Origin of the sequence: Pluralibacter gergoviae ATCC 33028 = NBRC 105706, from assembly GCF_001598855.1 — a bacterium.
Lineage (GTDB): Bacteria > Pseudomonadota > Gammaproteobacteria > Enterobacterales > Enterobacteriaceae > Pluralibacter > Pluralibacter gergoviae.
This window is the reverse complement of the sequence record NZ_BCZS01000016.1, coordinates 100,804-122,202: the sequence shown is the minus strand read 5'-3', so window position 1 is coordinate 122,202 and position 21,399 is coordinate 100,804. Positions and strand designations below refer to the sequence as shown.

The 21,399-nt window shown below is 58.7% G+C and carries 21 protein-coding genes; 13 read left to right on the top strand and 8 right to left on the bottom strand.

The genetic code is table 11. From position 1 onward, the window contains the following. Window positions 1-2: 2 nt before the first annotated feature. The 3 genes from tus to rstA all read right to left on the bottom strand — a co-directional run bounded on the left by tus (window position 3) and on the right by rstA (window position 3,195). Entirely contained in the window at window positions 3-935 is a 933-nt protein-coding gene (gene tus, locus ENGE1_RS16635) for a DNA replication terminus site-binding protein (RefSeq protein WP_048254209.1), read from the bottom strand. Window positions 936-1,152: 217 nt separating this feature from the next. Next, window positions 1,153-2,451 carry a two-component system sensor histidine kinase RstB gene (gene rstB, locus ENGE1_RS16630; RefSeq protein WP_045290873.1) on the bottom strand — a complete coding sequence of 433 codons (1,299 nt, stop codon included), beginning with the start codon at window positions 2,449-2,451 and terminating at the stop codon, window positions 1,153-1,155. A 24-nt stretch (window positions 2,452-2,475) separates the two neighbouring features. Beyond that, complete coding sequence (gene rstA, locus ENGE1_RS16625) at window positions 2,476-3,195, bottom strand: two-component system response regulator RstA (RefSeq protein ID WP_045290872.1); 720 nt, start codon at window positions 3,193-3,195, stop codon at window positions 2,476-2,478. 125 nt (window positions 3,196-3,320) lie between these two features. Here rstA and ENGE1_RS16620 point away from each other — a divergent pair, with 125 nt between their 5' ends. Continuing rightward, window positions 3,321-3,656 (top strand): GlpM family protein, encoded by a 336-nt coding sequence (locus ENGE1_RS16620; protein WP_043083745.1) that lies wholly within the window; start codon window positions 3,321-3,323, stop codon window positions 3,654-3,656. On the opposite strand, the gene folM is transcribed toward ENGE1_RS16620, so the two are convergent. The 3 genes from folM to ydgH all read right to left on the bottom strand — a co-directional run bounded on the left by folM (window position 3,653) and on the right by ydgH (window position 6,921). Next, window positions 3,653-4,375 carry a dihydromonapterin reductase gene (gene folM, locus ENGE1_RS16615; RefSeq protein ID WP_048254211.1) on the bottom strand — a complete coding sequence of 241 codons (723 nt, stop codon included), beginning with the start codon at window positions 4,373-4,375 and terminating at the stop codon, window positions 3,653-3,655. The genes ENGE1_RS16620 and folM overlap by 4 nt on opposite strands. A 37-nt stretch (window positions 4,376-4,412) precedes the next feature. Then, entirely contained in the window at window positions 4,413-5,795 is a 1,383-nt protein-coding gene (locus ENGE1_RS16610) for an amino acid permease (RefSeq protein ID WP_048254213.1), read from the bottom strand. A gap of 175 nt (window positions 5,796-5,970) precedes the next feature. Continuing rightward, entirely contained in the window at window positions 5,971-6,921 is a 951-nt protein-coding gene (ydgH, locus tag ENGE1_RS16605; protein WP_048254215.1) for a DUF1471 family protein YdgH, read from the bottom strand. A gap of 511 nt (window positions 6,922-7,432) precedes the next feature. Here ydgH and pntA point away from each other — a divergent pair. From pntA to ENGE1_RS16565, 8 genes are all read left to right on the top strand, one after another. Then, on the top strand, window positions 7,433-8,962 hold the full coding sequence (pntA, locus tag ENGE1_RS16600) for a Re/Si-specific NAD(P)(+) transhydrogenase subunit alpha (protein WP_045290866.1): 1,530 nt from the start codon (window positions 7,433-7,435) through the stop codon (window positions 8,960-8,962). A gap of 11 nt (window positions 8,963-8,973) precedes the next feature. Next, entirely contained in the window at window positions 8,974-10,362 is a 1,389-nt protein-coding gene (gene pntB, locus ENGE1_RS16595; RefSeq protein WP_043083750.1) for a Re/Si-specific NAD(P)(+) transhydrogenase subunit beta, read from the top strand. Window positions 10,363-10,457: 95 nt separating this feature from the next. Beyond that, entirely contained in the window at window positions 10,458-11,096 is a 639-nt protein-coding gene (gene leuE / locus ENGE1_RS16590; RefSeq protein WP_048254217.1) for a leucine efflux protein LeuE, read from the top strand. 91 nt (window positions 11,097-11,187) lie between these two features. Continuing rightward, entirely contained in the window at window positions 11,188-12,042 is an 855-nt protein-coding gene (locus ENGE1_RS16585) for a sulfite exporter TauE/SafE family protein (RefSeq protein WP_048254218.1), read from the top strand. After that, complete coding sequence (locus ENGE1_RS16580) at window positions 12,039-12,356, top strand: DUF1634 domain-containing protein (RefSeq protein WP_048254220.1); 318 nt, start codon at window positions 12,039-12,041, stop codon at window positions 12,354-12,356. The genes ENGE1_RS16585 and ENGE1_RS16580 overlap by 4 nt, the downstream gene beginning before the upstream one ends. 212 nt (window positions 12,357-12,568) lie before the next feature. Then, window positions 12,569-12,844, top strand: a complete 276-nt coding sequence (locus tag ENGE1_RS16575) for a metal/formaldehyde-sensitive transcriptional repressor (protein ID WP_048254221.1) — start codon at window positions 12,569-12,571, stop codon at window positions 12,842-12,844. Window positions 12,845-12,872: 28 nt separating this feature from the next. Continuing rightward, window positions 12,873-13,991 (top strand): S-(hydroxymethyl)glutathione dehydrogenase/class III alcohol dehydrogenase, encoded by a 1,119-nt coding sequence (locus ENGE1_RS16570; RefSeq protein ID WP_043083755.1) that lies wholly within the window; start codon window positions 12,873-12,875, stop codon window positions 13,989-13,991. Window positions 13,992-14,141: 150 nt separating this feature from the next. Further along, the gene (locus tag ENGE1_RS16565) at window positions 14,142-15,818 is read left to right on the top strand and encodes a methyl-accepting chemotaxis protein (RefSeq protein ID WP_048254223.1); all 1,677 of its coding nucleotides are present in this window, start codon (window positions 14,142-14,144) and stop codon (window positions 15,816-15,818) included. A 40-nt stretch (window positions 15,819-15,858) separates the two neighbouring features. On the opposite strand, the gene ENGE1_RS16560 is transcribed toward ENGE1_RS16565, so the two are convergent. Continuing rightward, complete coding sequence (locus ENGE1_RS16560; protein WP_048254224.1) at window positions 15,859-18,234, bottom strand: glucose/quinate/shikimate family membrane-bound PQQ-dependent dehydrogenase; 2,376 nt, start codon at window positions 18,232-18,234, stop codon at window positions 15,859-15,861. A gap of 370 nt (window positions 18,235-18,604) precedes the next feature. Here ENGE1_RS16560 and ENGE1_RS16555 point away from each other — a divergent pair, with 370 nt between their 5' ends. Beyond that, entirely contained in the window at window positions 18,605-18,793 is a 189-nt protein-coding gene (locus ENGE1_RS16555) for a YdiH family protein (protein WP_043083757.1), read from the top strand. Window positions 18,794-18,858: 65 nt separating this feature from the next. Here the strand turns inward: ENGE1_RS16555 and uspE are convergent, their stop codons facing one another. Continuing rightward, window positions 18,859-19,809 carry a universal stress protein UspE gene (gene uspE, locus ENGE1_RS16550; protein ID WP_043083758.1) on the bottom strand — a complete coding sequence of 317 codons (951 nt, stop codon included), beginning with the start codon at window positions 19,807-19,809 and terminating at the stop codon, window positions 18,859-18,861. A gap of 322 nt (window positions 19,810-20,131) precedes the next feature. Between uspE and ENGE1_RS16545 the strand changes: the two genes are divergently transcribed. The 3 genes from ENGE1_RS16545 (at window position 20,132) to ENGE1_RS16535 (ending at window position 21,364) form a co-directional block, all read left to right on the top strand. Then, entirely contained in the window at window positions 20,132-20,344 is a 213-nt protein-coding gene (locus tag ENGE1_RS16545; protein ID WP_043083759.1) for a hypothetical protein, read from the top strand. A 446-nt stretch (window positions 20,345-20,790) separates the two neighbouring features. Then, complete coding sequence (locus ENGE1_RS16540; protein WP_052097920.1) at window positions 20,791-21,099, top strand: biofilm development regulator YmgB/AriR family protein; 309 nt, start codon at window positions 20,791-20,793, stop codon at window positions 21,097-21,099. Between the two features lie 52 nt (window positions 21,100-21,151). Further along, the gene (locus ENGE1_RS16535; RefSeq protein WP_043083761.1) at window positions 21,152-21,364 is read left to right on the top strand and encodes a hypothetical protein; all 213 of its coding nucleotides are present in this window, start codon (window positions 21,152-21,154) and stop codon (window positions 21,362-21,364) included. Window positions 21,365-21,399: the final 35 nt, after the last annotated feature.

Sequence of the window (21,399 nt, the reverse complement as noted above, 5' to 3'; positions counted from 1 at the left end):
GATCACTCGCTGGCGAGATATAAATGCAGCCGGGGGATCATCTCCCGCAGCGGCTGCGCCTCGGGTTTATAGCGGTGCCGGACGTTATCGGCATCGTAGTTCAGCAGTTCTCCGATATCCGGTACGCTAACCCCCTTGCTACCGGTCATGAGCGCGATAAGCGGGCCGGGGCAGGCGTACTGCACCTGCTTCTGGTTGCCCGCGTACCACACCCGCGCGATCGGCTGGACCTTCACCGGCCGCTTAATTTTTAGCTTCGCCTGCTGCGGCAAGGCAGCAATATCCTGATACTCCCGCTCAAGCTTTGCCTGCCACTGTTCGCGGCTGAACGGCGGCACCGCCCTGGGCGACTTGAGGCTCTTCTCCAGCATCGCCAGCACCTCGTCGCGGGTCAGGTTCTTGATAATGTGCTTGTTGGCCCAGCCGAAGCGCACGGTGGCCGGATCGCGCAGCAGCGTCAGGCTGCGGTAGGCGCTGAGGGTGATCAGCCCCGGAAGATGGTGGTGCACCCACTCGAAGCGCGCCGCCGAAGGCAGCCCGGACTCGACGGTCACGATCTGTTCAAAGGCGGCCTTCAGGCGGTTGATCGCCATCACCTTATCCTCAATGGCGGCCAGCTGCCGTCCGTCGGCGTGCAGGCAAATGACGCCGGGCAGGCGCACCGCCGCCTTGCTGCTGCGGTTCTCCGACTGCTGCTGGATAAACAGGTGGCGGAAGTGGCTCAGAGCCATCTCCAGCGCCGTCTGGCCGAGGTGCTGGGTAACGTTAATTGACGCCAGCTCGGCGTGCTCGTCGGTTTTGCTCACCTCCGGCAGGGAAAACACCCTTGCCGCCAGCAGGCGCGGGGCGGTCAGCAGCGGTTCCAGCTCAAGCAAGGCCTGCTCCATCTGGCGAAAGGTTGAGGTAAGGCGGTCTATCAGGTCGTAATCTGCCATTGTAATCTCATTAGTTACAACATACTTATTGAGACTAACTATAGGGCACGGTCTGGCGTTGTGCAAGGGGCTGAGCAGGGCGGTTATGCGCGGTGGTAGCGCCCGGCGGCGCTTCGCTTGCGCGGGCCTACGCATGACTCAGACTCCGCCGGGAGTGCAGGCCGGGCAAGCGCAGCGCCGCCCGGCAGAAAGCGGCGCAAACGCCCGAACAATGCGTTTAAGCCACTGACGCCACAGACGCCCCATTCACCGGCCAGCTAAAGCTAAACCGCGCCCCGCCCAGCGAACTGGCATCGCACGCCACCTCGCCGGACATCGCCTGGGCGATGGAGTGCACAATCGCCAGACCCAGCCCGCAGCCGCCGGTGGCGCGGTCGCGGCTCGGATCGAGGCGTACGAAGGGTTCGAACACCTGCTCCCGGGCCTCGGGGGCGATGCCCGGCCCGTCGTCGTCTACGGTTAGCGTCGCCCGGCCGCCGCGCTGGGTCAGGCTGACCTGGACCTTTTCGCTGCTGTAGCGCATGGCGTTGTTGACCAGATTATCCAGCACCCGCTCCATTAGCCGCATATCGAGCGCGCCGTAATCGCCGCTCGCGGCTTGCGCCAGGGTCACTTCGCGCTGGGGATTAACGCTCTGGATATCCTCGACGTGGGCGGCTATCCAGCCCGGCAGATCCGGCTGCGTCAGCTGCAGCTCGTTTTGCGGCCGGTCGAGGCGGGCGTAGGTCAGCAACTCCTCAATCAGCGCCTCCAGCTGGCCGATATCGCGGTTCAGCGCCTGTGATTCGGCTTCGGTCAGGTTGTCGCTCATCGCCAGCCGGTAGCGCAGGCGCACCAGCGGCGTGCGCAGCTCGTGGGCGATGCCGTCAATCAGCTGCTTTTTGCTGGCGATGAGCGTATTGATATTGTCCGCCATCTGGTTGAAGGTGGCGCCGAGGCGGGCAAAGCTCGACATATCGTCGAAGTGGATCCGCTCGGCAAGGTGCCCTTCGCCGAAGCGCTGGGCGGCGGTCTCGATGCGCAGCATCTCCTGCCAGTGGGGGCGCATCCAGATGAAGACCGGAAAAGCCAGCGAGACGGCGATAAACGCAATCAGCGCCATATCGAGCAGCCGCATTTCGTGAAGGTAGTAAAGGTAGGGCACCGGGCCGACCGCCAGCACGTAGTGGCTGCGGGGAATGCGCTGAATAAACGTGTACTGGTCGTCCAGGGCGACAATATCCCCGGCGCGCAGGTGCTGCATGGAGGCATCCGGCAGCTGAAACTTATTCAGCGGCTCAATGCGCAGATCGAACGACAGGTTTAAATCCAGCTCTTTAAGCGTCTTGTTCCAGTCCCGGGGCGGAATTTCGCGCAGCTCGCTGCGCATCAGGTAGAGCGAGCTTTTCATCAGATCGTCAAGCGACTGCCTGCCCGCGCGCTCGGCGGTGAATTTATAGACCAGCCCGACCAGCATGGTCATCACCAGAAAACAGACGAACAGCAGCAGATAGAACTGCACGAATAACTTTTTCATCCCGGCTCCCGAATGTGCGGCAAATCAGCTTTCCCAGGCGTGGGGCGCAAACAGATAGCCCTTATTGCGCACGGTTTTGATCCGGTAGGGTTCGGTGGCGCTGTCGAGCAGCTTTTTACGCAATCTTGAGACCGCCACATCAACGCTGCGGTCCATTCCGTCGTAGCTGACGCCGCGCAGATTTTTCAGCAGCGCGTCGCGGTCCATGATCTGCCCGGCGTGGGTTGCCAGCTCCCACAGCAGATCGAAGTCGGCGGTGGACAGGGCAACCGGGTCGCCGCTGAGCAGCACCTGGCGATTAGCCGGATCGATGGTCAGGGTGCCGAAGCGCAGGGCCTTGTGCGGCGTCAGGCCGGCGGCGGGCGCCGGGGCGTCAGCGCGGGCGACGTGCTGGCGCAGGTGCAGCCGCAGGCGGGCCAGCAGCACCGCGGGCGGCGTGGTTTTCAGAATATAGTCGCTGGCGCCCATTTCGAGCGCCAGAATGTGGTTCATGTCGCTGTCGAGGGAGGTGAGCAGGACGATGGGTCCCTGCCACTGGCTGCGCAGATCGCGGCACAGGGTCATACCGTCTTTGCCGGGCAGCATAATGTCCAGCAGCACCAGATCCGGATTTTCCCGCATCACCACCTCTTCGGCGCGGTCGCCGCGAGGTTCAACGATGACGTCCATATCGTGCCTGCCGAGGTAGGCGGCAATCAGCGAGCCGACTTCGGGCTCGTCTTCAACAAATACAATCTTATTCATAGTCTGAGCGCACAGCAAAAAAAGCTAAAATACACCGCCGGACGGGGGGCTGCCATTAATCTTTCATAAACAATGTAACTTCCGCTATCCTGCTTTTTCGTTAACACTCTCATTCAGGCTAAAAAATGGCGTTATTGATTAAGGCCGCCCTCGGCGCGCTGGTGGTGGTACTGATTGGTATTCTGGCGAAGACCAGAAATTACTATATTGCCGGACTGATCCCGCTTTTCCCGACTTTTGCCCTGATTGCCCACTATATCGTGGCCAGCGAACGCGGCACCGAGGCGCTGCGCACCACTATCGTCTTCGGCATGTGGTCGATTATTCCCTATTTTCTCTACCTGCTGTCGCTCTGGTACTTCACCGGCTTCCTGCGGCTGCCCCTGGCGCTGGGCGGGGCGGTGGCCTGCTGGGGCCTCAGCGCCTGGCTGCTGATTTTGCTCTGGGGCCGCTTCCACTAGCGCAGCGGCCTGCCGCCGTCGACGCCCAGACTACGCCCGGTGACGTAGCGGCTGCCGAGCAGGTACTCCACGGCCTCGATTATCTCCCGTTCGCCAGGGGCGATTTTCATCAGCGACTTGTTGAGCGCCTTCTGGCGGTACTCCGCATCGTCGCCCTCGTTAAACATAATCAGCGCCGGGGCGATGGCGTTGACCTTCACTTCCGGGGCCAGTTTACGGGCGAATGAGCGGGTCATATTGTCCAGCGCCGCCTTGCTGGCGGCATAGGCGATATGCTTGTCGCTCCCGCACTCCACCACGTAGTCGGTAAAGTGAATAATATCGGCGGCGGCGTGGCCGTGGCCGCGCAGCAGCGGCTCAAGGGCGTGATTGAGCAGGTAGGGCGCGGTGACGTGGATCTGCATCATCTGCTGCATCACCTCCGCCAGTACCGCGCCGGGTTTTTCCGGGACCCAGGCGCTGGCGTTGTGCAGCACCGCCCGCAGGCCGCTGGCGCGCGCTTTGACCTGTTCAGCAAAGGCCTCCACGCCCGCAGGCGTTGAGAAATCAGCGGCAATGCAGGTTGCGCCTGCTGCTTCCAGTTCGTCAACCGACGCATAGCGGGTGCGGTAGCTGACGATGACGGGCTGCTGCTGGTTCAGGAAATGCCGGGCGAGGGCGAGGCCGATGCGGCGGCCTGCGCCGGTAATAAGAATGGGACGCTGCTGATTTTTCCCCACGTTACGCTCCTTTTATTTCGCCGTGGGGAACGGGCCGTTACCCCACTAACATCCACGTTGCCGGCACGGCGGCAATCAGTAAAAAGCCAATCAGCACCACCTCCCGCCGGGCGAGCTTCTGCTCGTGCTGATGAGTGCTGCGGGCGTACAGAAACACCAGCAGACCGGGAGCGTACAGCACCACCGAGAGCAGCAAATGCATCGGACCCGAGGCGTAGAGCAGCCACAGGCCATATGCGCACGCGCCGACACCAACAAATTTGTGCAGCGGCGATTTTGCGGTCTTCAGCAGAAAAGCGCCCACCAGCAGATAGGGGACGAGGATCATCTCTGAGGCAATGGTCAGCAGCGTACCGTAATCTGAGCCGGTGAGCCAGATAAGCACCAGACAGACCTGAACGCTGATATTGGTCAGCCACAGGGAAGAGGAGGGCGCGCCGTTGGCATTCTGACGGGCAAAAATGCGCGGGAACGCCTTATGGGTGGCCGCCAGCCACGGCACTTCCGCTGCCATAATGGTCCAGCTCAGGTAAGCGCCGCAGACGGAGACAATCAGTCCGGCGGCGATAATCACCTCGCCCCACGGGCCCATCATTTCAACCATCAGGCCCGCCATCGACGGATTGCGCATCGTCGCCAGCTCCGGGCGGGCCACGACCCCCAGCGACAGCAGCGTCACCAGAAGATAGACGCCGAGTGCGGCCAGCACCGCCAGCAGCGTGGCGCGGCCAACGTCCTTCTTGTGGCGGGCGCGGGCGGAGACCACCACCGCGCCTTCAACGCCGATAAACACCCACAGCGTAATAAGCATGGTGTTCTTAACCTGCTCCCACACCGGCACGCCGAGGGCGGCGCCGCTGAAATCAAGGCGAAACACGTCGCTGCGAAAGGCCATCGCCGCCAGCACGATAAACGCCCCCAGCGGCAGCAGCTTGGCAAGCGTCGCCACCAGGTTGATGCTCGCCGCCGTCTGTACGCCGCGCAGCACCAGGAAATGCACCACCCACAGCAGCACCGAGGCGCCGACAATCGCCTGCCAGGTATTGCCGTTGCCAAACAGGCGCAGGGCGGGCGTATCGGTAAAGAAGCTCAGGGCAGAAAAGACGATAACCAGGTAAGAGACGTTGGCGATCACCGCGCACAGCCAGTAGCCCCACGCCGAACAGAAGCCCACCAGCTCGCCAAAGCCCTCGCGGGCGTAAGAAAAGATCCCGCCGTCCAGCTCCGGACGAATGCGGGTCAGCAGCAGCATGGCGCAGGCCAGAAACAGAATGCCGACCCCGGTGATGGCCCAGCCGATCAGCAGCGCCGAGGGGCTGGCGACGGCGGCCATATTTTGCGGCAGGCTGAACACGCCCGCGCCGAGCATTGAACTAAGAACCAGCGCAGTCAAAGCGCTAAGGCCGAGTCTCTTTTCCATTGTTATCCTGTTGTAAGCGGAACGAAACAAGAATATTTATTTGGCTAAACCGCATAAAAATGAACGATTGCACTAAGGCGCGGGATTCTACGGAGAGTGTGGCTGGCATGCAATGCGGGAAGTGATAAAAAAATAAAAAAAGGCAGCCGTGGCTGCCTTGCTGAGTCAGTATAGCTTATTTGTAGAGATCGGCGCTGATGGTGATGTTGCCGCCGTTTTCCTGCCACTGGCGGGTAATGTGGTAGTACTTGGCGCCTTTTTTCGCTGCGCGCTTGGCAACCTGATAGGAGATTTCGGTCATGTTGCCGTAGTTGCCGGTAAACTTGACGCTATCAAACGGGATCATCTGCGCGGCGGCGGCTTTGTTCAGCTCTTCCACTTTGGTGCCGTCCGGAAGCGTGACACTGTAACGCCCGCCTTTAGAGGACTGCGTCTCAAAGAAGCGGCCGACGCCGGTGCTGGAGCCCACGGTTGCCGCAGACGCGACGCCCGGGATCTCCACTTTCTTCGCCGCCTCGCCGCCTTTCGCCAGCGCTACGCGGCCCGCCTGCGAGTCGGCGGGGATGGCGTCCGGGCTCTGCACCAGGCGTTTTTTAGCGTCCGCTTTATAGATAAACGCGGTGATGCGCTGGTTGCCGCCGTTGTTGGCGTCAATCTGGCGCACGATAAAGAAAGAGGCCGCGCCTTTCGCCTTCGCCGCCTTGGCGATAGCGGTATTGACCGCCGGCTGGTTAGGGTAGAAGCCCTGTACCGTAACGGTATCGAACGGCTCAAGCGTCACTGCCTGCTCTTTCGGCAGCTCCATGACGCCTTCAATCACGCGATTCTGGGGGGCCGCGGCCTTCGGCGCGTCGGCTTTGTAGAGATCGGCCGTGACGCGCCAGTTACCGCTGTTGCCAACGTCTGAGGTATCCACCACAAAAAAAGACGCCGCGCCGTCTTTATCCGCACGGCGGGACATTGCCGACACGGCATCACTAATAGCATTGAAACGGCCGGTGATATAAACGCGGTCATATGGCTTGAGGGCTGCCGCCTGCTCCGGCGTTAGCTCGGTCGCTGCGCTGGCGTTGAATGCCGCTACAGAGAGGAGAGCCGACGCCAGGAGAGTGTACTTAAGCTTCATAAAAATTATCCTTCGCCTTGCGCAAACCAGATACTGGTAGTGTTAGTGACTAAAACGTCAATGATTATTGCATTTAATCAGCGTCACTGTCTGCGTCATTTTTCACATCCTTCAACGGTTTGTTAACGACTATTAGTAGTTTTTACCAATATGTTTATAAAAAGCCGTTTTGACCAGTAGAAGCGATAATTGTTATCGATTTTATAAGTTAACTTAATGTTAAAGCGCTTTCCGGGCGGGGGTTAATGATCGTCTTTTACCGCTTCGCTTAAGCGAATTATCGGGGCGAGGGGGCGTTTTCAGGTAAATATTGCTGACTGATCGGGGGGAAACTGCTTTTTCCCTGATAATTCATAATTGCCGTTTTCTGGCGGTAGATCACAGCGATTATTTTCAGTAGGTTATAGAACGTGTGTGATTGTTTCATTTTAATGGATCTTCAGCCTTTGCCTGAGGGCAAAAATCCGAACACTTAATAACCCATCAATACAATCCGATGGAAGGGAATACTATGCGTATTGCGGTACCAAAAGAGACTCTCGCCCTGGAGACGCGCGTCGCCGCCACGCCGAAAACGGTGGAGCAGCTGCGTAAACTTGGCTTCAGCGTTGCCGTGGAAAGCGGCGCCGGTAAGCTGGCGAGCTTTGACGACGGCGCCTTTATCGACGCCGGTGCGGAAGTCATAGATAAGGACGCCATCTGGCAATCCGACATTATTTTCAAAGTGAATGCCCCGACGGACGCTGAAATTGCGCTGCTGCAGCCGGGCACCACGCTTATCAGCTTTATCTGGCCCGCCCAGAATCCGGAGCTGATGAGCAAGCTGGCGGCCCGCGGCGTCAACGTTATGGCGATGGATTCAGTGCCGCGCATTTCCCGTGCCCAGTCGCTGGACGCCCTCAGCTCGATGGCCAACATCGCAGGCTACCGCGCCATCGTTGAGGCCGCCCATGAATTTGGCCGCTTCTTTACCGGGCAGATCACCGCCGCCGGTAAAGTGCCCCCCGCGACCGTGATGGTGATCGGCGCAGGCGTTGCGGGTCTGGCCGCCATCGGCGCAGCCAACAGCCTCGGCGCCATCGTGCGCGCCTTCGATACCCGCCCGGAAGTAAAAGAGCAGGTGCAGAGCATGGGCGCCGAATTCCTCGAGCTGGATTTTGAAGAAGAGGCGGGCAGCGGCGACGGCTACGCGAAAGTGATGTCCGAGGCCTTTATTAAGGCCGAAATGGCGCTGTTCGCCGCCCAGGCCAAAGAAGTGGACATTATCGTCACCACCGCGCTGATTCCGGGCAAACCGGCGCCGAAGCTGATTACCCGCGAAATGGTCGATTCAATGAAGCCGGGCAGCGTGATCGTGGATCTGGCGGCGCAGAACGGCGGCAACTGCGAGTACACCGTACCGGGCGAGGTCTTTACCACCGCCAACGGCGTGAAAATTATCGGCTATACCGATCTTGCCGCCCGGCTGCCGACTCAGTCCTCGCAGCTGTACGGCACCAACCTGGTAAACCTGCTCAAGCTGCTGTGCAAAGAGAAAGACGGCAACATTACCATTGATTTTGACGATGTGGTGGTGCGCGGTGTTACCGTGATCCGCGACGGCGAGGTCACCTGGCCGGCGCCGCCGATTCAGGTTTCTGCCCAGACGAAGCCCGCGCAAAAGGCTGCACCTGCGCCGGTTGAGCCAGAAGCGCCCAAATCGCCGTGGCGTAAATATGCCCTGATGGCGCTGGCGATTATCCTCTTCGGCTGGCTGGCAAGCGTGGCGCCGAAAGAGTTCCTCGGCCACTTTACCGTTTTCGCGCTCGCCTGCGTGGTGGGCTACTACGTGGTGTGGAACGTCTCTCACGCTCTGCATACGCCGCTGATGTCGGTCACCAACGCGATTTCCGGCATCATCGTGGTCGGCGCGCTGCTGCAGATAGGCCACGGCGGTTGGGTCAGCTTCTTCAGTTTTATCGCCGTGCTGATCGCCAGCATTAACATCTTCGGTGGCTTCACCGTCACTCAGCGCATGCTGAAAATGTTTCGTAAAGGATAAGGGGTAACACAATGTCTGGAGGATTAGTTACAGCAGCCTATATTGTTGCCGCAGTCCTGTTTATTTTCAGCCTGGCCGGGCTGTCGAAACATGAAACATCGCAGCAGGGCAACTACTTCGGCATCGCCGGGATGGCGATCGCGCTGATCGCCACCATACTCGGGCCGGATACCGGCAGCGTCGGCTGGATAATCGTGGCAATGGTTATCGGCGGCGCCATCGGCATTCGCCTGGCGAAGCGGGTGGAAATGACGGAGATGCCGGAGCTGGTGGCGGTTCTGCACAGCTTCGTCGGCCTTGCGGCGGTGCTGGTGGGCTTCAACAGCTACCTCGATCACCAGCCGGGCATGGCCCCGATTCTGGTCAATATCCACCTCACCGAGGTCTTTATTGGCATCTTCATCGGCGCGGTCACCTTTACCGGCTCAATCGTCGCCTTCGGCAAGCTGTGCGGCAAGATGTCCTCAAAACCGCTGATGCTGCCGAACCGCCACAAGCTGAACCTGGCGGCGCTGGTGGTCTCTTTCCTGCTGCTTATTCTGTTCGTGCGCACCGACAGCGTCGGGATGCAGGGATTCGCCCTGCTGGTGATGACCGTTATTGCGCTGGCCTTCGGCTGGCACCTGGTGGCTTCCATCGGCGGTGCCGACATGCCGGTGGTGGTTTCGATGCTCAACTCCTACTCCGGCTGGGCGGCGGCGGCGGCGGGCTTTATGCTCAGCAACGACCTGCTGATCGTCACCGGCGCGCTGGTGGGCTCGTCCGGCGCCATCCTCTCCTACATCATGTGTAAGGCGATGAACCGCTCCTTTATCAGCGTCATTGCCGGCGGCTTCGGCACCGACGGTTCGTCCACGGGCGACGAGGCGGAAGTGGGCGAGCATCGGGAAATCAGTGCCGAAGAGACCGCCGAGCTGCTGAAAAACTCGCAGTCGGTGATCATCACCCCGGGCTACGGCATGGCGGTTGCCCAGGCGCAGTATCCGGTGGCCGAGATTACCGAGAAGCTGCGCGCGCGCGGCGTCAAGGTGCGCTTCGGCATCCATCCGGTGGCCGGTCGTCTGCCGGGCCACATGAACGTGCTGCTGGCGGAGGCAAAAGTCCCCTACGATATCGTGCTGGAAATGGACGAAATCAACGACGACTTTGCCGATACCGACACCGTGCTGGTGATCGGCGCCAACGACACCGTTAACCCGGCGGCGCAGGACGATCCGAAGAGCCCCATCGCCGGTATGCCGGTGCTGGAAGTGTGGAAAGCGCAGAACGTGGTGGTCTTTAAGCGTTCGATGAACACCGGCTACGCCGGGGTGCAGAATCCGCTGTTCTTTAAGGACAACACCCAGATGTTGTTCGGCGATGCGAAAGCCAGCGTGGATGCCATTCTGAAAGCACTCTAAATAACAGCAAAAAATAAAGCCGTCTTCGCTTAAAGCGGGGCGGCTTTTTTTGTTATGATCGTCACACATTTTCTTCTGTCTGTGAGGGACGACGGGTGTTTGCTGATGTTGGCGTGCTGAACTACTGGACCTATCTGTTAGGGGCCATCTTTATCATTCTGGTTCCCGGACCGAATACCTTCTTTGTACTGAAAACCGGCGCGGCGCACGGCATCCGCATGGGCTACCTGGCGGCGTTTGGTGTTTTCGTCGGCGATGCGGTGCTGATGTTTCTCTCCTACGCCGGTGTCGCCACGCTGATTAAGACCACGCCGGTGCTGTTTAACCTCGTCCGCTATCTCGGCGCAATGTATCTGTTCTATCTGGGCGTGAAAATGCTCTGGTCGGTCATCAGACAGCAGGGCGGCCAGCACGCCCACGGCGCGGAGCAGGGCAGTAAAATTCTCAGGCGCGCCCTGACGCTGAGCCTGACCAACCCGAAGGCGATTCTGTTTTACGTCTCTTTCTTCGTGCAGTTCATCGACGTGAAGTCCGCCACGCCGGGGCTGGCATTTCTGATCCTCGCGGTGACGCTTGAGCTCGTCAGCTTTATCTACCTCAGCTTCCTGATCGTCTCCGGCTCGCTGGTCACCCGCTTTGTCGGCAGCCGCAAAAATCTGGTTAAGCTTGGCAACAGCCTGATAGGTCTGGTATTCGTCGGCTTTGCCGCACGGCTTGCTTCACTTCAGTCCTGATTTGTCTCAGTATCGGGAGTCGCCGTGGCGCCGCTCCCGGATTATCCATAACATTTGCATCCGATCGTGAAATGAGGTTACAGAAGGCTCAGTGACGGAAATATACTGGTTGTTCATCGCAGCATTTGCCGCAAGCGCGCTCGGCGGCGTACTGGGTATGGCGAGCGGCATTTTCATTGTGCCGATTTTGACATTACTGTTCGGCTTCAATATTCATGCAGCAATCGGGGCGAGCCTCGTATCGGTTATCGCCTGCTCCTGCGCAAGCGCTGCGCCATTTTTACGCGGCGGGCTGGCCAATATTCGCCTCGCTATTGTCCTTGAAACGGCCACGACGCTGGGGGCGCTAACCGGCGTTTTTCTGATTGGCACGGTTTCAACGTCGGCTCTGTATGGCCTGTTTGCTCTTATTCTCGCCGTTTCGGCTCAGCAAATGCTCGCCCGCCGCCGCGAGGTCGCTGCGGCAGATGCCCCGCATGACAGAAGTCTGGCGACGACCCTGCGCCTGCATTCCAGCTTTACCGATCGCCATTCCGGGAAAGCGATTGCCTATCAGGTCGGGCACGTTCCGCTTGGCATGTTTTTAATGTACGGCGCCGGACTCATTTCCGCGCTATTGGGCATCGGCTCCGGCGTACTGAAAATACCGGCGATGGATTCCGCCTTACGCCTGCCGATTAAAGTTTCCACCGCCACGTCTAATTTCATGATCGGCGTAACGGCAGCCGCAAGCGCGGCGGCCTATTTTGTGCGCGGTGATATTGATGTCGGCGTCGCCGGGCCGGTCGCGCTTGGCTCCGTTCTCGGGGCGCTTATCGGCGCCCGGCTGTTGATGTGGCTGCCAGCCGATAAATTGCGCCTATTTTTTGTGATTATTTTGCTGCTGCTGGCAGGGCAAATGCTTTTCAGCGCCCTTGATATTCATTTACCCGGAGCGAGCCTTTGAAAATTCAGACAGAGAACGCCGCCAGGCGCAATCAAATCATCGCGGGTCTGCTGTGGTACGGAACGCTCGTTGCGTGCGCGCTTATTGCGATGGGTATGATATTAAATACGGCTGGTTCTGCGCCGGTAATATTCCATTTTACAGTAAAAGGGTACGATCTCGTGAGGGCGGGCGTTGCCGTGCTGATCCTTTTACCGGTTCTGCGCGTCCTGGTGATGCTGCTGATCTTCGCCCGTGAGCGGGATGCCGTCTACGTGGCGATTGCCGCGCTGGTATTAATTATTATTGGCGCCGGCATCGCGTTTGAAATATAGCTTTGCACATGCGCTGAAATAGCCCTCTGCAAAGACGGCCCGCCGCGGCACTCTTCTCTTCATGCCTGAATCTGTCAGGCAAATACTCTCCGGGCCGGAACCGGCTTATCGTCTGACAAATACAAGCCCATTTCCGTTCGGTCCGGTCCGGGGCTTTTGTTCTGCATAAGATTGCTATAGTATACCCCCCTATACTATATCGGAGCCTGCCCATGCCGCATTCACCTGCTGATAAGAAAAAAGCGCTGACCCGCGTTCGCCGGATCAAAGGCCAGGTTGGCGCCCTTGAGCGGGCGCTGGACGCCGGCGAGCCGTGCCTGACCATATTGCAGCAGATCGCCGCCATTCGCGGGGCCGCCAACGGCCTGATGGGCGAACTGCTCGCCATGCATCTCAAAGATGAGCTGGTCACCGGCGAGACTACCCAGGAGCAGCGCGCGCTGCGTATGGCTGATGTCGACCAGCTGCTAAAATCGTATCTAAAATAACCGACACCCGAGGAAGAAGAGAGCAACTATGAAATCACGTGCCGCAGTTGCGTTTGGCCCCGGCCAGCCGCTAAAAATTGTTGAGATCGACGTCGCGCCGCCGAAGAAAGGGGAAGTGCTGGTAAAAATTACCCACACCGGGGTGTGCCACACCGATGCCTTTACTCTTTCCGGCGATGATCCGGAAGGCGTTTTCCCGGCGGTGCTGGGCCACGAAGGCGGCGGCATCGTGGTGGAAGTGGGCGAGGGCGTTACCAGCCTTAAGCCGGGCGATCACGTTATTCCGCTCTACACCGCCGAATGTCGGGAGTGCAAATTTTGTAAGTCCGGCAAGACCAACCTCTGCCAGGCCGTGCGCGCCACTCAGGGCAAGGGGCTGATGCCGGACGGCACCACCCGCTTCTCCTATAACGGCGAGCCGATTTATCACTACATGGGTACCAGCACCTTCAGCGAATATACCGTGGTGGCCGAAATCTCGCTGGCGAAGGTCAACCCGCAGGCGCCGCTGGATAAAGTCTGCCTGCTGGGCTGCGGCGTGACCACCGGCATCGGCGCGGTGCATAACACCGCGAAGGTCAAAGAGGGCGATACCGTGGCCATTTTCGGTCTCGGCGGCATTGGCCTGGCGGCCATTCAGGGCGCGGTCCAGGCGAAGGCCGGGCGTATTATCGCGATTGATACCAACCCGGAAAAATTCAAACTGGCCGGCGAAATGGGCGCCACCGACTTCATCAACCCGAAAGAGTACGACAAGCCGGTCCAGGACGTTATCGTTGAAATGACCGACGGCGGCGTTGACTTCAGCTTTGAGTGCATCGGTAATGTGAATGTGATGCGCGCCGCGCTCGAGTGCTGCCATAAGGGCTGGGGCGAGAGCGTGATCATCGGCGTCGCCGGGGCAGGGCAGGAGATCAGCACCCGTCCGTTCCAGCTGGTGACCGGGCGCGTATGGCGCGGCTCCGCGTTCGGCGGCGTGAAGGGGCGCACCCAGCTGCCGGGCATGGTTGAAGATGCGATGGCCGGGAAGATTAATCTCGATCCGTTCATCACCCACCGCATGCCGCTGGACCAGATCAACGAGGCTTTCGAGCTGATGCATCAGGGCAAATCCATCCGCACCGTTATTCACTTCGGCGCACAGTAATTCCCCGGCCGGCGCGCTGTCGCCGGCCCTTCGGTTTTCTCTCTGAAATGTGACCGATGTTGCGCTTTTAAGCGTAAGCAATCCGCAGCGCCTGCCGATGACTCTCTTATGGGCGTCTCACTACGCCTCTTACCCGGAGAGTCGATCGTTATGGATATCAGAGCCACAAAGCCACATCCGCAAAGCCTGTTTTTTCTGCACCACATTCGCCTGGTGCCGCTGTTCTCCGCTATTCTCGGCGGTATTCTGCTACTGTTTGCGCTCAGCGCCGGACTGGCGAGCTACTTTCTGCTGCAGGCGGATACCGGCCAGCGCAGCATGACGGAAGAGCTCGCGGTTCAGTCCGGGCTATCGGACAGCGCGAACCTTCTGCGCTCCGCCCGTATCAACATGATCCACGCCGGCGCCGCCAGCCGCATTGCCGAAATGGACGATATGAAGCGCAATATCGCCGACGCTGAGCAGCAGATAAATCTTGCCCGCCAGGGCTTTCAGCGCTATATCGGGCGGGCGGTAAAAACCCCGGCGGATGAGGCGCTGGATGCGCAGATAACGGCCCGCTTTCAGGCCTACATCGACGGCCTGAAGCCGATGATGAAATATGCTAAAAACGGCATGTTTGAGGCGATCATTAACCACGAAAATGAGCACGCCCGCCAGCTGGATGACGCCTATACCGCCGAGCTGAACAAAGTGGTTGAGAGCCGCAGCGATCGCGCCCGTGAGCTGACCAACAGCGGGCACCGGCGCACCCAGTTCGGTATCGGCATTATGGTTGCCGCCTTTGTGATGGCGGCAGCCATGAGCCTCCTGACGTTCTTTGCACTGCGCACGGTGGTGATCGCGCCGCTGCGGCGCGCGCTGGCCCGCATCGAACAGATTGGCGACGGCAACCTGACCCTGGCCGAAGAGCCCACCGGACGCAGCGAAATCGGCAGGCTCAGCCGCGGGCTGCAGAATATGCAGGGCGCGCTGGCGGCGACCGTCGAAGCGGTGCGCCAGGGGGCGGATGAAATTTTTCGCGGTACCGGCGAGATCTCCGCCGGCAACAGCGATCTCTCTTCCCGCACCGAACAGCAGGCCGCCGCGATTGAAGAGACCGCGGCGAGCATGGAGCAGCTGACCGCAACCGTGAAGCAGAACGCCGATAATGCGCACCGCGCCAGCGCCCTGGCGAAAGATGCCTCCGGCAAGGCAACGCACGGCGGTGACATGGTCGCGGGCGTAGTCGCCACCATGGGCAACATCAGCGACAGTTCGCGAAAAATTTCTGAAATCACCGCAGTGATCAACAGCATCGCGTTCCAGACCAATATCCTGGCCCTTAACGCCGCGGTTGAAGCGGCGCGGGCCGGCGAGCAGGGTCGCGGCTTTGCCGTGGTCGCCAGCGAAGTGCGCAATCTTGCCAGCCGCAGCGCCCAGGCGGCCAAAGAGATTGAAGGGCTTATCGGCGAGTCGGTGGGCCTTATCGAGCGCGGGTCAAAAGAGGTCAGCGCGGCGGGGGGCACCATGAGCGAGATTGTCGCCGCCGTCGGACGCGTCAGCGCCATTATGCTGGAGATCGCCGCCGCCTCGGATGAGCAAAGCCGCGGTATCGTGCAGGTGAGCCAGGCGGTGACCGAAATGGATAACGTCACCCAGCAGAACGCCTCGCTGGTTGAAGAGGCCGCCGCCGCTGCGGCATCGCTTGAGGCGCAGGCCGCGGCCTTAACCGGCGCCGTGGGCGCTTTTCGCCTGCAGCAGCGTCAGGCGCGGCCGCAGCCCGATCCTGTTTCATCGCCCGCAAAAGCGGTGCTGGCGCAGGACGGCGGCTGGGAAACGTTTTAACGAGAAATAAGAAAGGGGCCCGCGGGCCCCTTGTTGATGTCTACTGCTTATCCGGCAGCGCGTAGGCGATAATGTAATCGCCGCGATCCGGCGACTGACGGGCGCCCCCGGCGTTGATGATGATGTACTGCTTGCCGGTTTTCGGCGACACGTAGGTCATCGGGCCGGACTGGCTGCCCACCGGCAGGCGGGACTTCCAGATCTCCTTACCGTTTGCCGTATCGAAGGCGCGCAGGTAGAAATCCTGGGTGCCGGCGAAGAACAGCAGACCGGACTGCGTTGACAGCGACGCGCCCAGCGTCGGCATACCGATCGGGATTGGCATATGCATACGGATCCCCAGCGGGCCGGTATCTTCAACCGTACCAACCGGTACCTGCCACACCAGCTTCCCGGATTTCAGATCCACTGCCGACATGGTGCCGAACGGCGGTTTCTGACACGGAATGCCCAGCGGCGACAGGAAGCGCTCGCGCATGGCGCCGAACGGCGTGCCGTCCATCGGCACGATCCCCATCTCAATACCGCTGGCATTTTTCGCCACGTGGGCGCGGGGCACCATGTAGTTGGCGAGGCCGAGGCGCATATCGTTGACGAACATCAGGCTGTTGTTCGGATCGACAGAGACGCTGCCCCAGTTCATACCGCCCAGCGAGCCGGGGAACTGCAGGGAGCGATCGAGACCCGGCGGGGTGAAGATGCCCTGATGACGCATCTCTTTAAACTGGATGCGGCACAGCAGCAGGTCCACCGGCGTGGCGCCCCACATATCCGATTCGGTCAGCGTCTGGTTACCGATCATCGGCATACCGACGGAGTAAGGCTGGGTCGGTGAGTAGCGCTCGCCTTCGGCATTGCCCGCAGGAACCGGGCGTTCTTCGACCTTCGCTACCGGCTGGCCGGTTTTGCGGTTGAGCATAAAGATCATGCCCTGCTTGGAGGTCTGCACCAGCACCGGCGTGGTGCCGCCTTTGCCGTCAGGGAGATCGTACAGCAGCGGCTGCGACGGCAGGTCGAAGTCCCACAGATCGTGGTGCGTTGTCTGGAAGTGCCAGCGTACCTGGCCGGTCGCGGCATCCACGGCGACGATAGATGAACTGTACTTATCGTCCTGCGGCGTGCGTTCCCCGCCCCAGAAATCCGGCGTCGCGTTACCGGTTGGCAGATAGATGAGATTCAGCTTCGCGTCATAGGACATGGCCGACCAGACGTTCGGGGTGCCGCGGGTGTAGGTTTGTCCCGCCGGCGGCTCGCCGGTCATCTGCGGATTGCCCGGATCCCAGGCCCACGCCAGTTTACCGGTGTGGACGTCAAAGGCGCGCACCACGCCCGGCGGTTCGCCGGTTGAGAAGTTGTCCGCTACGCGGCCGCCAACCACCACGACATTCCCCGCCACCAGCGGCGTGGAGGTCTGCTGATAATAGCCGGGCTTGATCTCGCCCATGCCGACGCTGAGATCGACAACGCCGTTATTGCCAAAGCCTTCGCAGGTTTTACCGGTATCGGCGTTAATGGCGATCAGGCGCGCGTCGATAGTCGGCAGGAACAGGCGGCGAGGGCAGGCGGCGGGCGATGAATCCTGCGCAGGCGCGGCAGCGGCCTGGGTGTCCTCAAAGTAGCCGAGTCCGCGGCAGCGCTGCCAGTTAGGGGCGCTGGCCTTCGGATCGTAGCGCCACTTCTCTTTGCCGGTATCGACATCGAGGGCCAGCACCTTGCTGTACGGCGTGCAGACAAACAGCGTATCGCCAACCTGCAGCGGAGTGTTCTGGTCTTCCGCACCGGAGCCGTTGCTCTGCGGAATATCGCCGGTGTGGGCGGTCCAGGCTACCTGCAGCTGGTTCACGTTCTGCTTATTAATCTGGTCGAGGGCGGCGAAGCGGTCGCCGTGGGTGGTGTTACCCCAGTGCTCCCAGTTTTTCTGCTCGCTGCCGGGGGCCACGGGCTTGACCGGCACCGGCTCGCTGGCGCTTACCAGCGTCTGCGGCTTAAACATCCAGCCGAAGCTTACCAGCAGCAGCACGGCCAGTACCGCCGCGACGCCAAAGGCAGGCCCTTTGCGTCCCGGCTGGCCGGCAGCAAGATAAGGCCAGACTACGGCGGAGAGCAGCGCCAGAACGCCGAAGGTAAAGAGCCGCGAAAACAGGGGCCAGAAATCAAGCCCGGCGTCGCTGATGGCCCAGATAATCGAAACGATAAAGGCTGCTCCGTACAGCACAATGCCGCTCCGGCGGCTGCGTCCGATCATAATGGCAGCAATCACCATCACAATCCCCATGATGGCGAAGTACCAGCTGCCGCCGACGCTTGCCAGCTTGAATCCGAGTCCGCCGACGGCCAGACCGATAATCGCCATCAGTATGACCAGAAGCCACTGCAGAATACGGGGTATTCCGCGCGGCACACTGCCTGTTTTCATTTGTTTCTCCTTAAGAGGGTCCAGCTCCGGTTGTTAACCAGATGAGTCATCAATTTTGTTTTAAACGCGTAGATTTGCTGAGTTTTACTTTTTTGTGGGGGTATTTACACCATGGGTGAACCATTTGGTGAATTGACGCTATGATAGATCTGTTAAAATGCTTAGCGCAATTGTTAATAAATAATTTCGCATTATTTGATTAGCTGTAAGCAGTGTAAAGCCCCGCCGTCCGCGGCCTGCGGAGGAAGTAGGGGGGCGGCATTTTATGCAAAAAAAAGCGTAAAATTTCACCGCGCCGTTGCTTTTGGTCAAAAAGCACCCAGCAAAGACTGCTATACTTTACGGGTTTTCAAACGTAAATGAGGAAGTTATGGATACCGAATTAACACCTGTACAGCTGGCCGTTGAATACCTGCGTCGCGAGTCAGTTTCCCTTACGCCTGCCCAGTACCTGAAGCGCGTTAAGCAGCTGGCGCTGGAATTTGCCGATCTGATGTCTCTCTCCTCGCTGGAGCTGAAAGAAGAGATCGATCACGCCCGGCGTCTCGGTATCCACTGATTGAGAAATTTGCGTAAAAAAGCCCGGCGAGGGAACACCTCGCCGGGCTTTTTCCTGCCTGAGCACTAGTCGTCTTCGTCGTCGTCGAGCTCAACCGGCGTCTGGTACGATTCGGGCTTCAGCGCCAGCAGATCGCAGCGCAGGTGATCGATCACCTGCTCGGCGGTATTGCCGAGAAACGCCGCCGACAGCCCGGTGCGGCCAACGGTGCCGAGCACGACGATCCCCGCCTGCAGATGTTCGGCAATATCCGGGATCACCTCTTCCGGCAGCCCTTTCTGCACGTGGGTCATCGATTCCGAAATACTGAATTTCTGCCGCAGGGCCTTCATCGCCAGCAGATGCTGACCGCGAATAGCGTCGTTGTAAACGCTGGGATCGAAGTCCGGCAGTTCGATGGCGATATTAATAGGCGTTACCGGATAGGCGCCCACCAGATGAACTTCCGTGTGGTTAATCTGCTCCGCCAGGTCGATGGTTTCACGCACCAGCTTCTCATTAAGCAGGTTGTGGTACTCCTCTTCGCTGGCGAGGTTAACCGCCACCAGCGCCTTACCGCCCTCCGGCCACGGCTGGTCTTTAACCATCCACACCGGGCAGGGGCATTTGCGCAGCAGGTGCCAGTCGGTCGGCGTAAAGATAACCGCTTCCAGCTTATCGTGCTGGTGGGCCATCTTCAGCAGCAGATCGTGGCCGCCGCTTATCACTTCCTGAATAATCGCTTCGTAGGGGCGGTTGTGCCAGACCACCTTGATATCAATCGGCACCCCGGCTTCCAGATAGTATTTGGCCTGCTCGCGGATCCACGCGGTTCTTTGGCTGATGACGCCCTGACGCATCGCGGTGCGTTCATCCGGCGACAGCAGGGTGGTCATTTCGTACGAAAAATCATAGATAGGCAAAAATGCCTTAATAGTGCCGCCGATCCGCTGATGCAGATAGACCGCACGCCGCAGCGCGGGCTGATCGTCCTGGTTGGGATCGATGGCTACCAGCATATTTTGATACTTCGCCATACAGGCTCTCCTTACAACTGTGAAACAGTCGGTAAGTAAAAGATAACGCATCCGCAGGGATTGAAACAGTCGTAAGGCCGGGTCAGATCAACAAATTAATAAATGTTATGTGTTGCCGGCATCATCGCTCGCGCTTCAATGCCATCTTTTCACACTGCGACGATTTTACTTCCCGAATCAGGCGCGGATCGTTGCCTGGCCTGACCCGCTGCCGCGGGGGCGACAGGAAAACAATTTGATACAAAGGTAGTCCATATAAAGTGCTTATGGTCAGAGTTTATACAGCTACGCTTAGAGAGAGAAATAGAGATCGGGAGGGGTTATGTTTACTCATTCTGAAGCCAAAAGATGGGCCAGCGTGATGCTTAAGGCCGCCCTCTGCGAAGGCATGAAGACGGAAGAGATTTCAAGGCAGGTTCACCTCGTCTGCGATCGTCACGGCAAGGAGTGCCTGGAGGCGCTGATTGAAGAACTGCTGATCGAAGCGGGGAGACTGGGGCCAAGTCACCATGAGGGCAAGCTTGCCCATCATTAATAAGTCGCACTAATAAACCGCCTGACTGGCGGTTTATTTTTTATTAATGTGTATTATCTTTAATATTCATGGGTAAGCCACGGCATATATTAATATTAATTATAAGATCCAAGGAAACACCTATAGCAGGAATATGGGATTTAAATTGGCTTTAAATGCGCAGAGCGATAATGATATGCGCAAAAGATATTGTGGAATCAATTGTTAACTGTTTGTTGTTTATTTGTTTTTCTTTTGATTTGAAAATTATTTTTCATTAAAAAACATGATGTTATTGTTAATGTTTGTTTTTGTAAAAATAATTAAAATTTTTCTGTACAAAACGATAACGGTGCTCTAAGTTTACGTCATAATAATGATGGCAGGGTTGATTTCTTATTAATTAGTTTTCAGGGTTACGAGGACTAATCGATAAGTTATTTTCAATTTCATCATGGAGTATGGAGATGGTTTCTTTTTCTGGTGCATATGCATTTGCCTCTGGCGTGGAAGCTAATGAAACTGAATTTGAATATATCAAGGAGGAGCAAAAATTATTCAGATACCTGTCGCAGGCGGGGGCAAAGTACAGTGATGAGCGTATCGCCATCGCCGCTGCCTCAAGGATCCTGCTCTCTCAGGGTAAGCCCCTGACCAACAAAGGTCTCATCGATAGCCTGCTGCTGATGCTCACCTGCTGTGACGACGTGGTTACGGGTGATATTTTACGGCATGCGCTAGAAATCGTGGTCGAGTTCACTGAGGATGATATTTAACCGGCGCATTCTTGACGCCATATGTTTTAACCCTCGCTGAATGGGTAAAAAAATGGAAGACGTTATTTCTACGCTTAACCCCGAACATTGCCGGGAGAGGGGGCAAAAACACCCCGGCGCCTTCGATGCTACCGTACAGCCGCGTATTCTGCAGGCCGTAGCGGCTATCCGCGCGGCGAAAGAGAGACTGCATATGTCAGAACTCCACCTGCAGATGCAGCAGGAAAGATTCGCCGCCTCAATGCAGGCGAAATCTGACGGCTAAAAACAAAAAAGCCTGCGCGAAGCAGGCTTTTTACG

Excerpts from the sequence above, each read along its gene's own strand:
- pntA (WP_045290866.1), top strand. The coding sequence starts at position 7,433 with ATGCGTATTGCGGTACCAAAAGAGACTCTCGCCCTGGAGACGCGCGTC.
- ENGE1_RS16545 (WP_043083759.1), top strand. The coding sequence starts at position 20,132 with ATGTTTACTCATTCTGAAGCCAAAAGATGGGCCAGCGTGATGCTTAAG.
- ENGE1_RS16575 (WP_048254221.1), top strand. The coding sequence starts at position 12,569 with ATGCCGCATTCACCTGCTGATAAGAAAAAAGCGCTGACCCGCGTTCGC.
- ENGE1_RS16620 (WP_043083745.1), top strand. The coding sequence starts at position 3,321 with ATGGCGTTATTGATTAAGGCCGCCCTCGGCGCGCTGGTGGTGGTACTG.
- rstB (WP_045290873.1), bottom strand. The coding sequence starts at position 2,451 with ATGAAAAAGTTATTCGTGCAGTTCTATCTGCTGCTGTTCGTCTGTTTT.
- ENGE1_RS16535 (WP_043083761.1), top strand. The coding sequence starts at position 21,152 with ATGGAAGACGTTATTTCTACGCTTAACCCCGAACATTGCCGGGAGAGG.
- ENGE1_RS16570 (WP_043083755.1), top strand. The coding sequence starts at position 12,873 with ATGAAATCACGTGCCGCAGTTGCGTTTGGCCCCGGCCAGCCGCTAAAA.
- ENGE1_RS16610 (WP_048254213.1), bottom strand. The coding sequence starts at position 5,795 with ATGGAAAAGAGACTCGGCCTTAGCGCTTTGACTGCGCTGGTTCTTAGT.
- rstA (WP_045290872.1), bottom strand. The coding sequence starts at position 3,195 with ATGAATAAGATTGTATTTGTTGAAGACGAGCCCGAAGTCGGCTCGCTG.
- ENGE1_RS16560 (WP_048254224.1), bottom strand. The coding sequence starts at position 18,234 with ATGAAAACAGGCAGTGTGCCGCGCGGAATACCCCGTATTCTGCAGTGG.
- ENGE1_RS16540 (WP_052097920.1), top strand. The coding sequence starts at position 20,791 with ATGGTTTCTTTTTCTGGTGCATATGCATTTGCCTCTGGCGTGGAAGCT.
- pntB (WP_043083750.1), top strand. The coding sequence starts at position 8,974 with ATGTCTGGAGGATTAGTTACAGCAGCCTATATTGTTGCCGCAGTCCTG.
- ydgH (WP_048254215.1), bottom strand. The coding sequence starts at position 6,921 with ATGAAGCTTAAGTACACTCTCCTGGCGTCGGCTCTCCTCTCTGTAGCG.
- ENGE1_RS16555 (WP_043083757.1), top strand. The coding sequence starts at position 18,605 with ATGGATACCGAATTAACACCTGTACAGCTGGCCGTTGAATACCTGCGT.
- ENGE1_RS16565 (WP_048254223.1), top strand. The coding sequence starts at position 14,142 with ATGGATATCAGAGCCACAAAGCCACATCCGCAAAGCCTGTTTTTTCTG.
- tus (WP_048254209.1), bottom strand. The coding sequence starts at position 935 with ATGGCAGATTACGACCTGATAGACCGCCTTACCTCAACCTTTCGCCAG.
- uspE (WP_043083758.1), bottom strand. The coding sequence starts at position 19,809 with ATGGCGAAGTATCAAAATATGCTGGTAGCCATCGATCCCAACCAGGAC.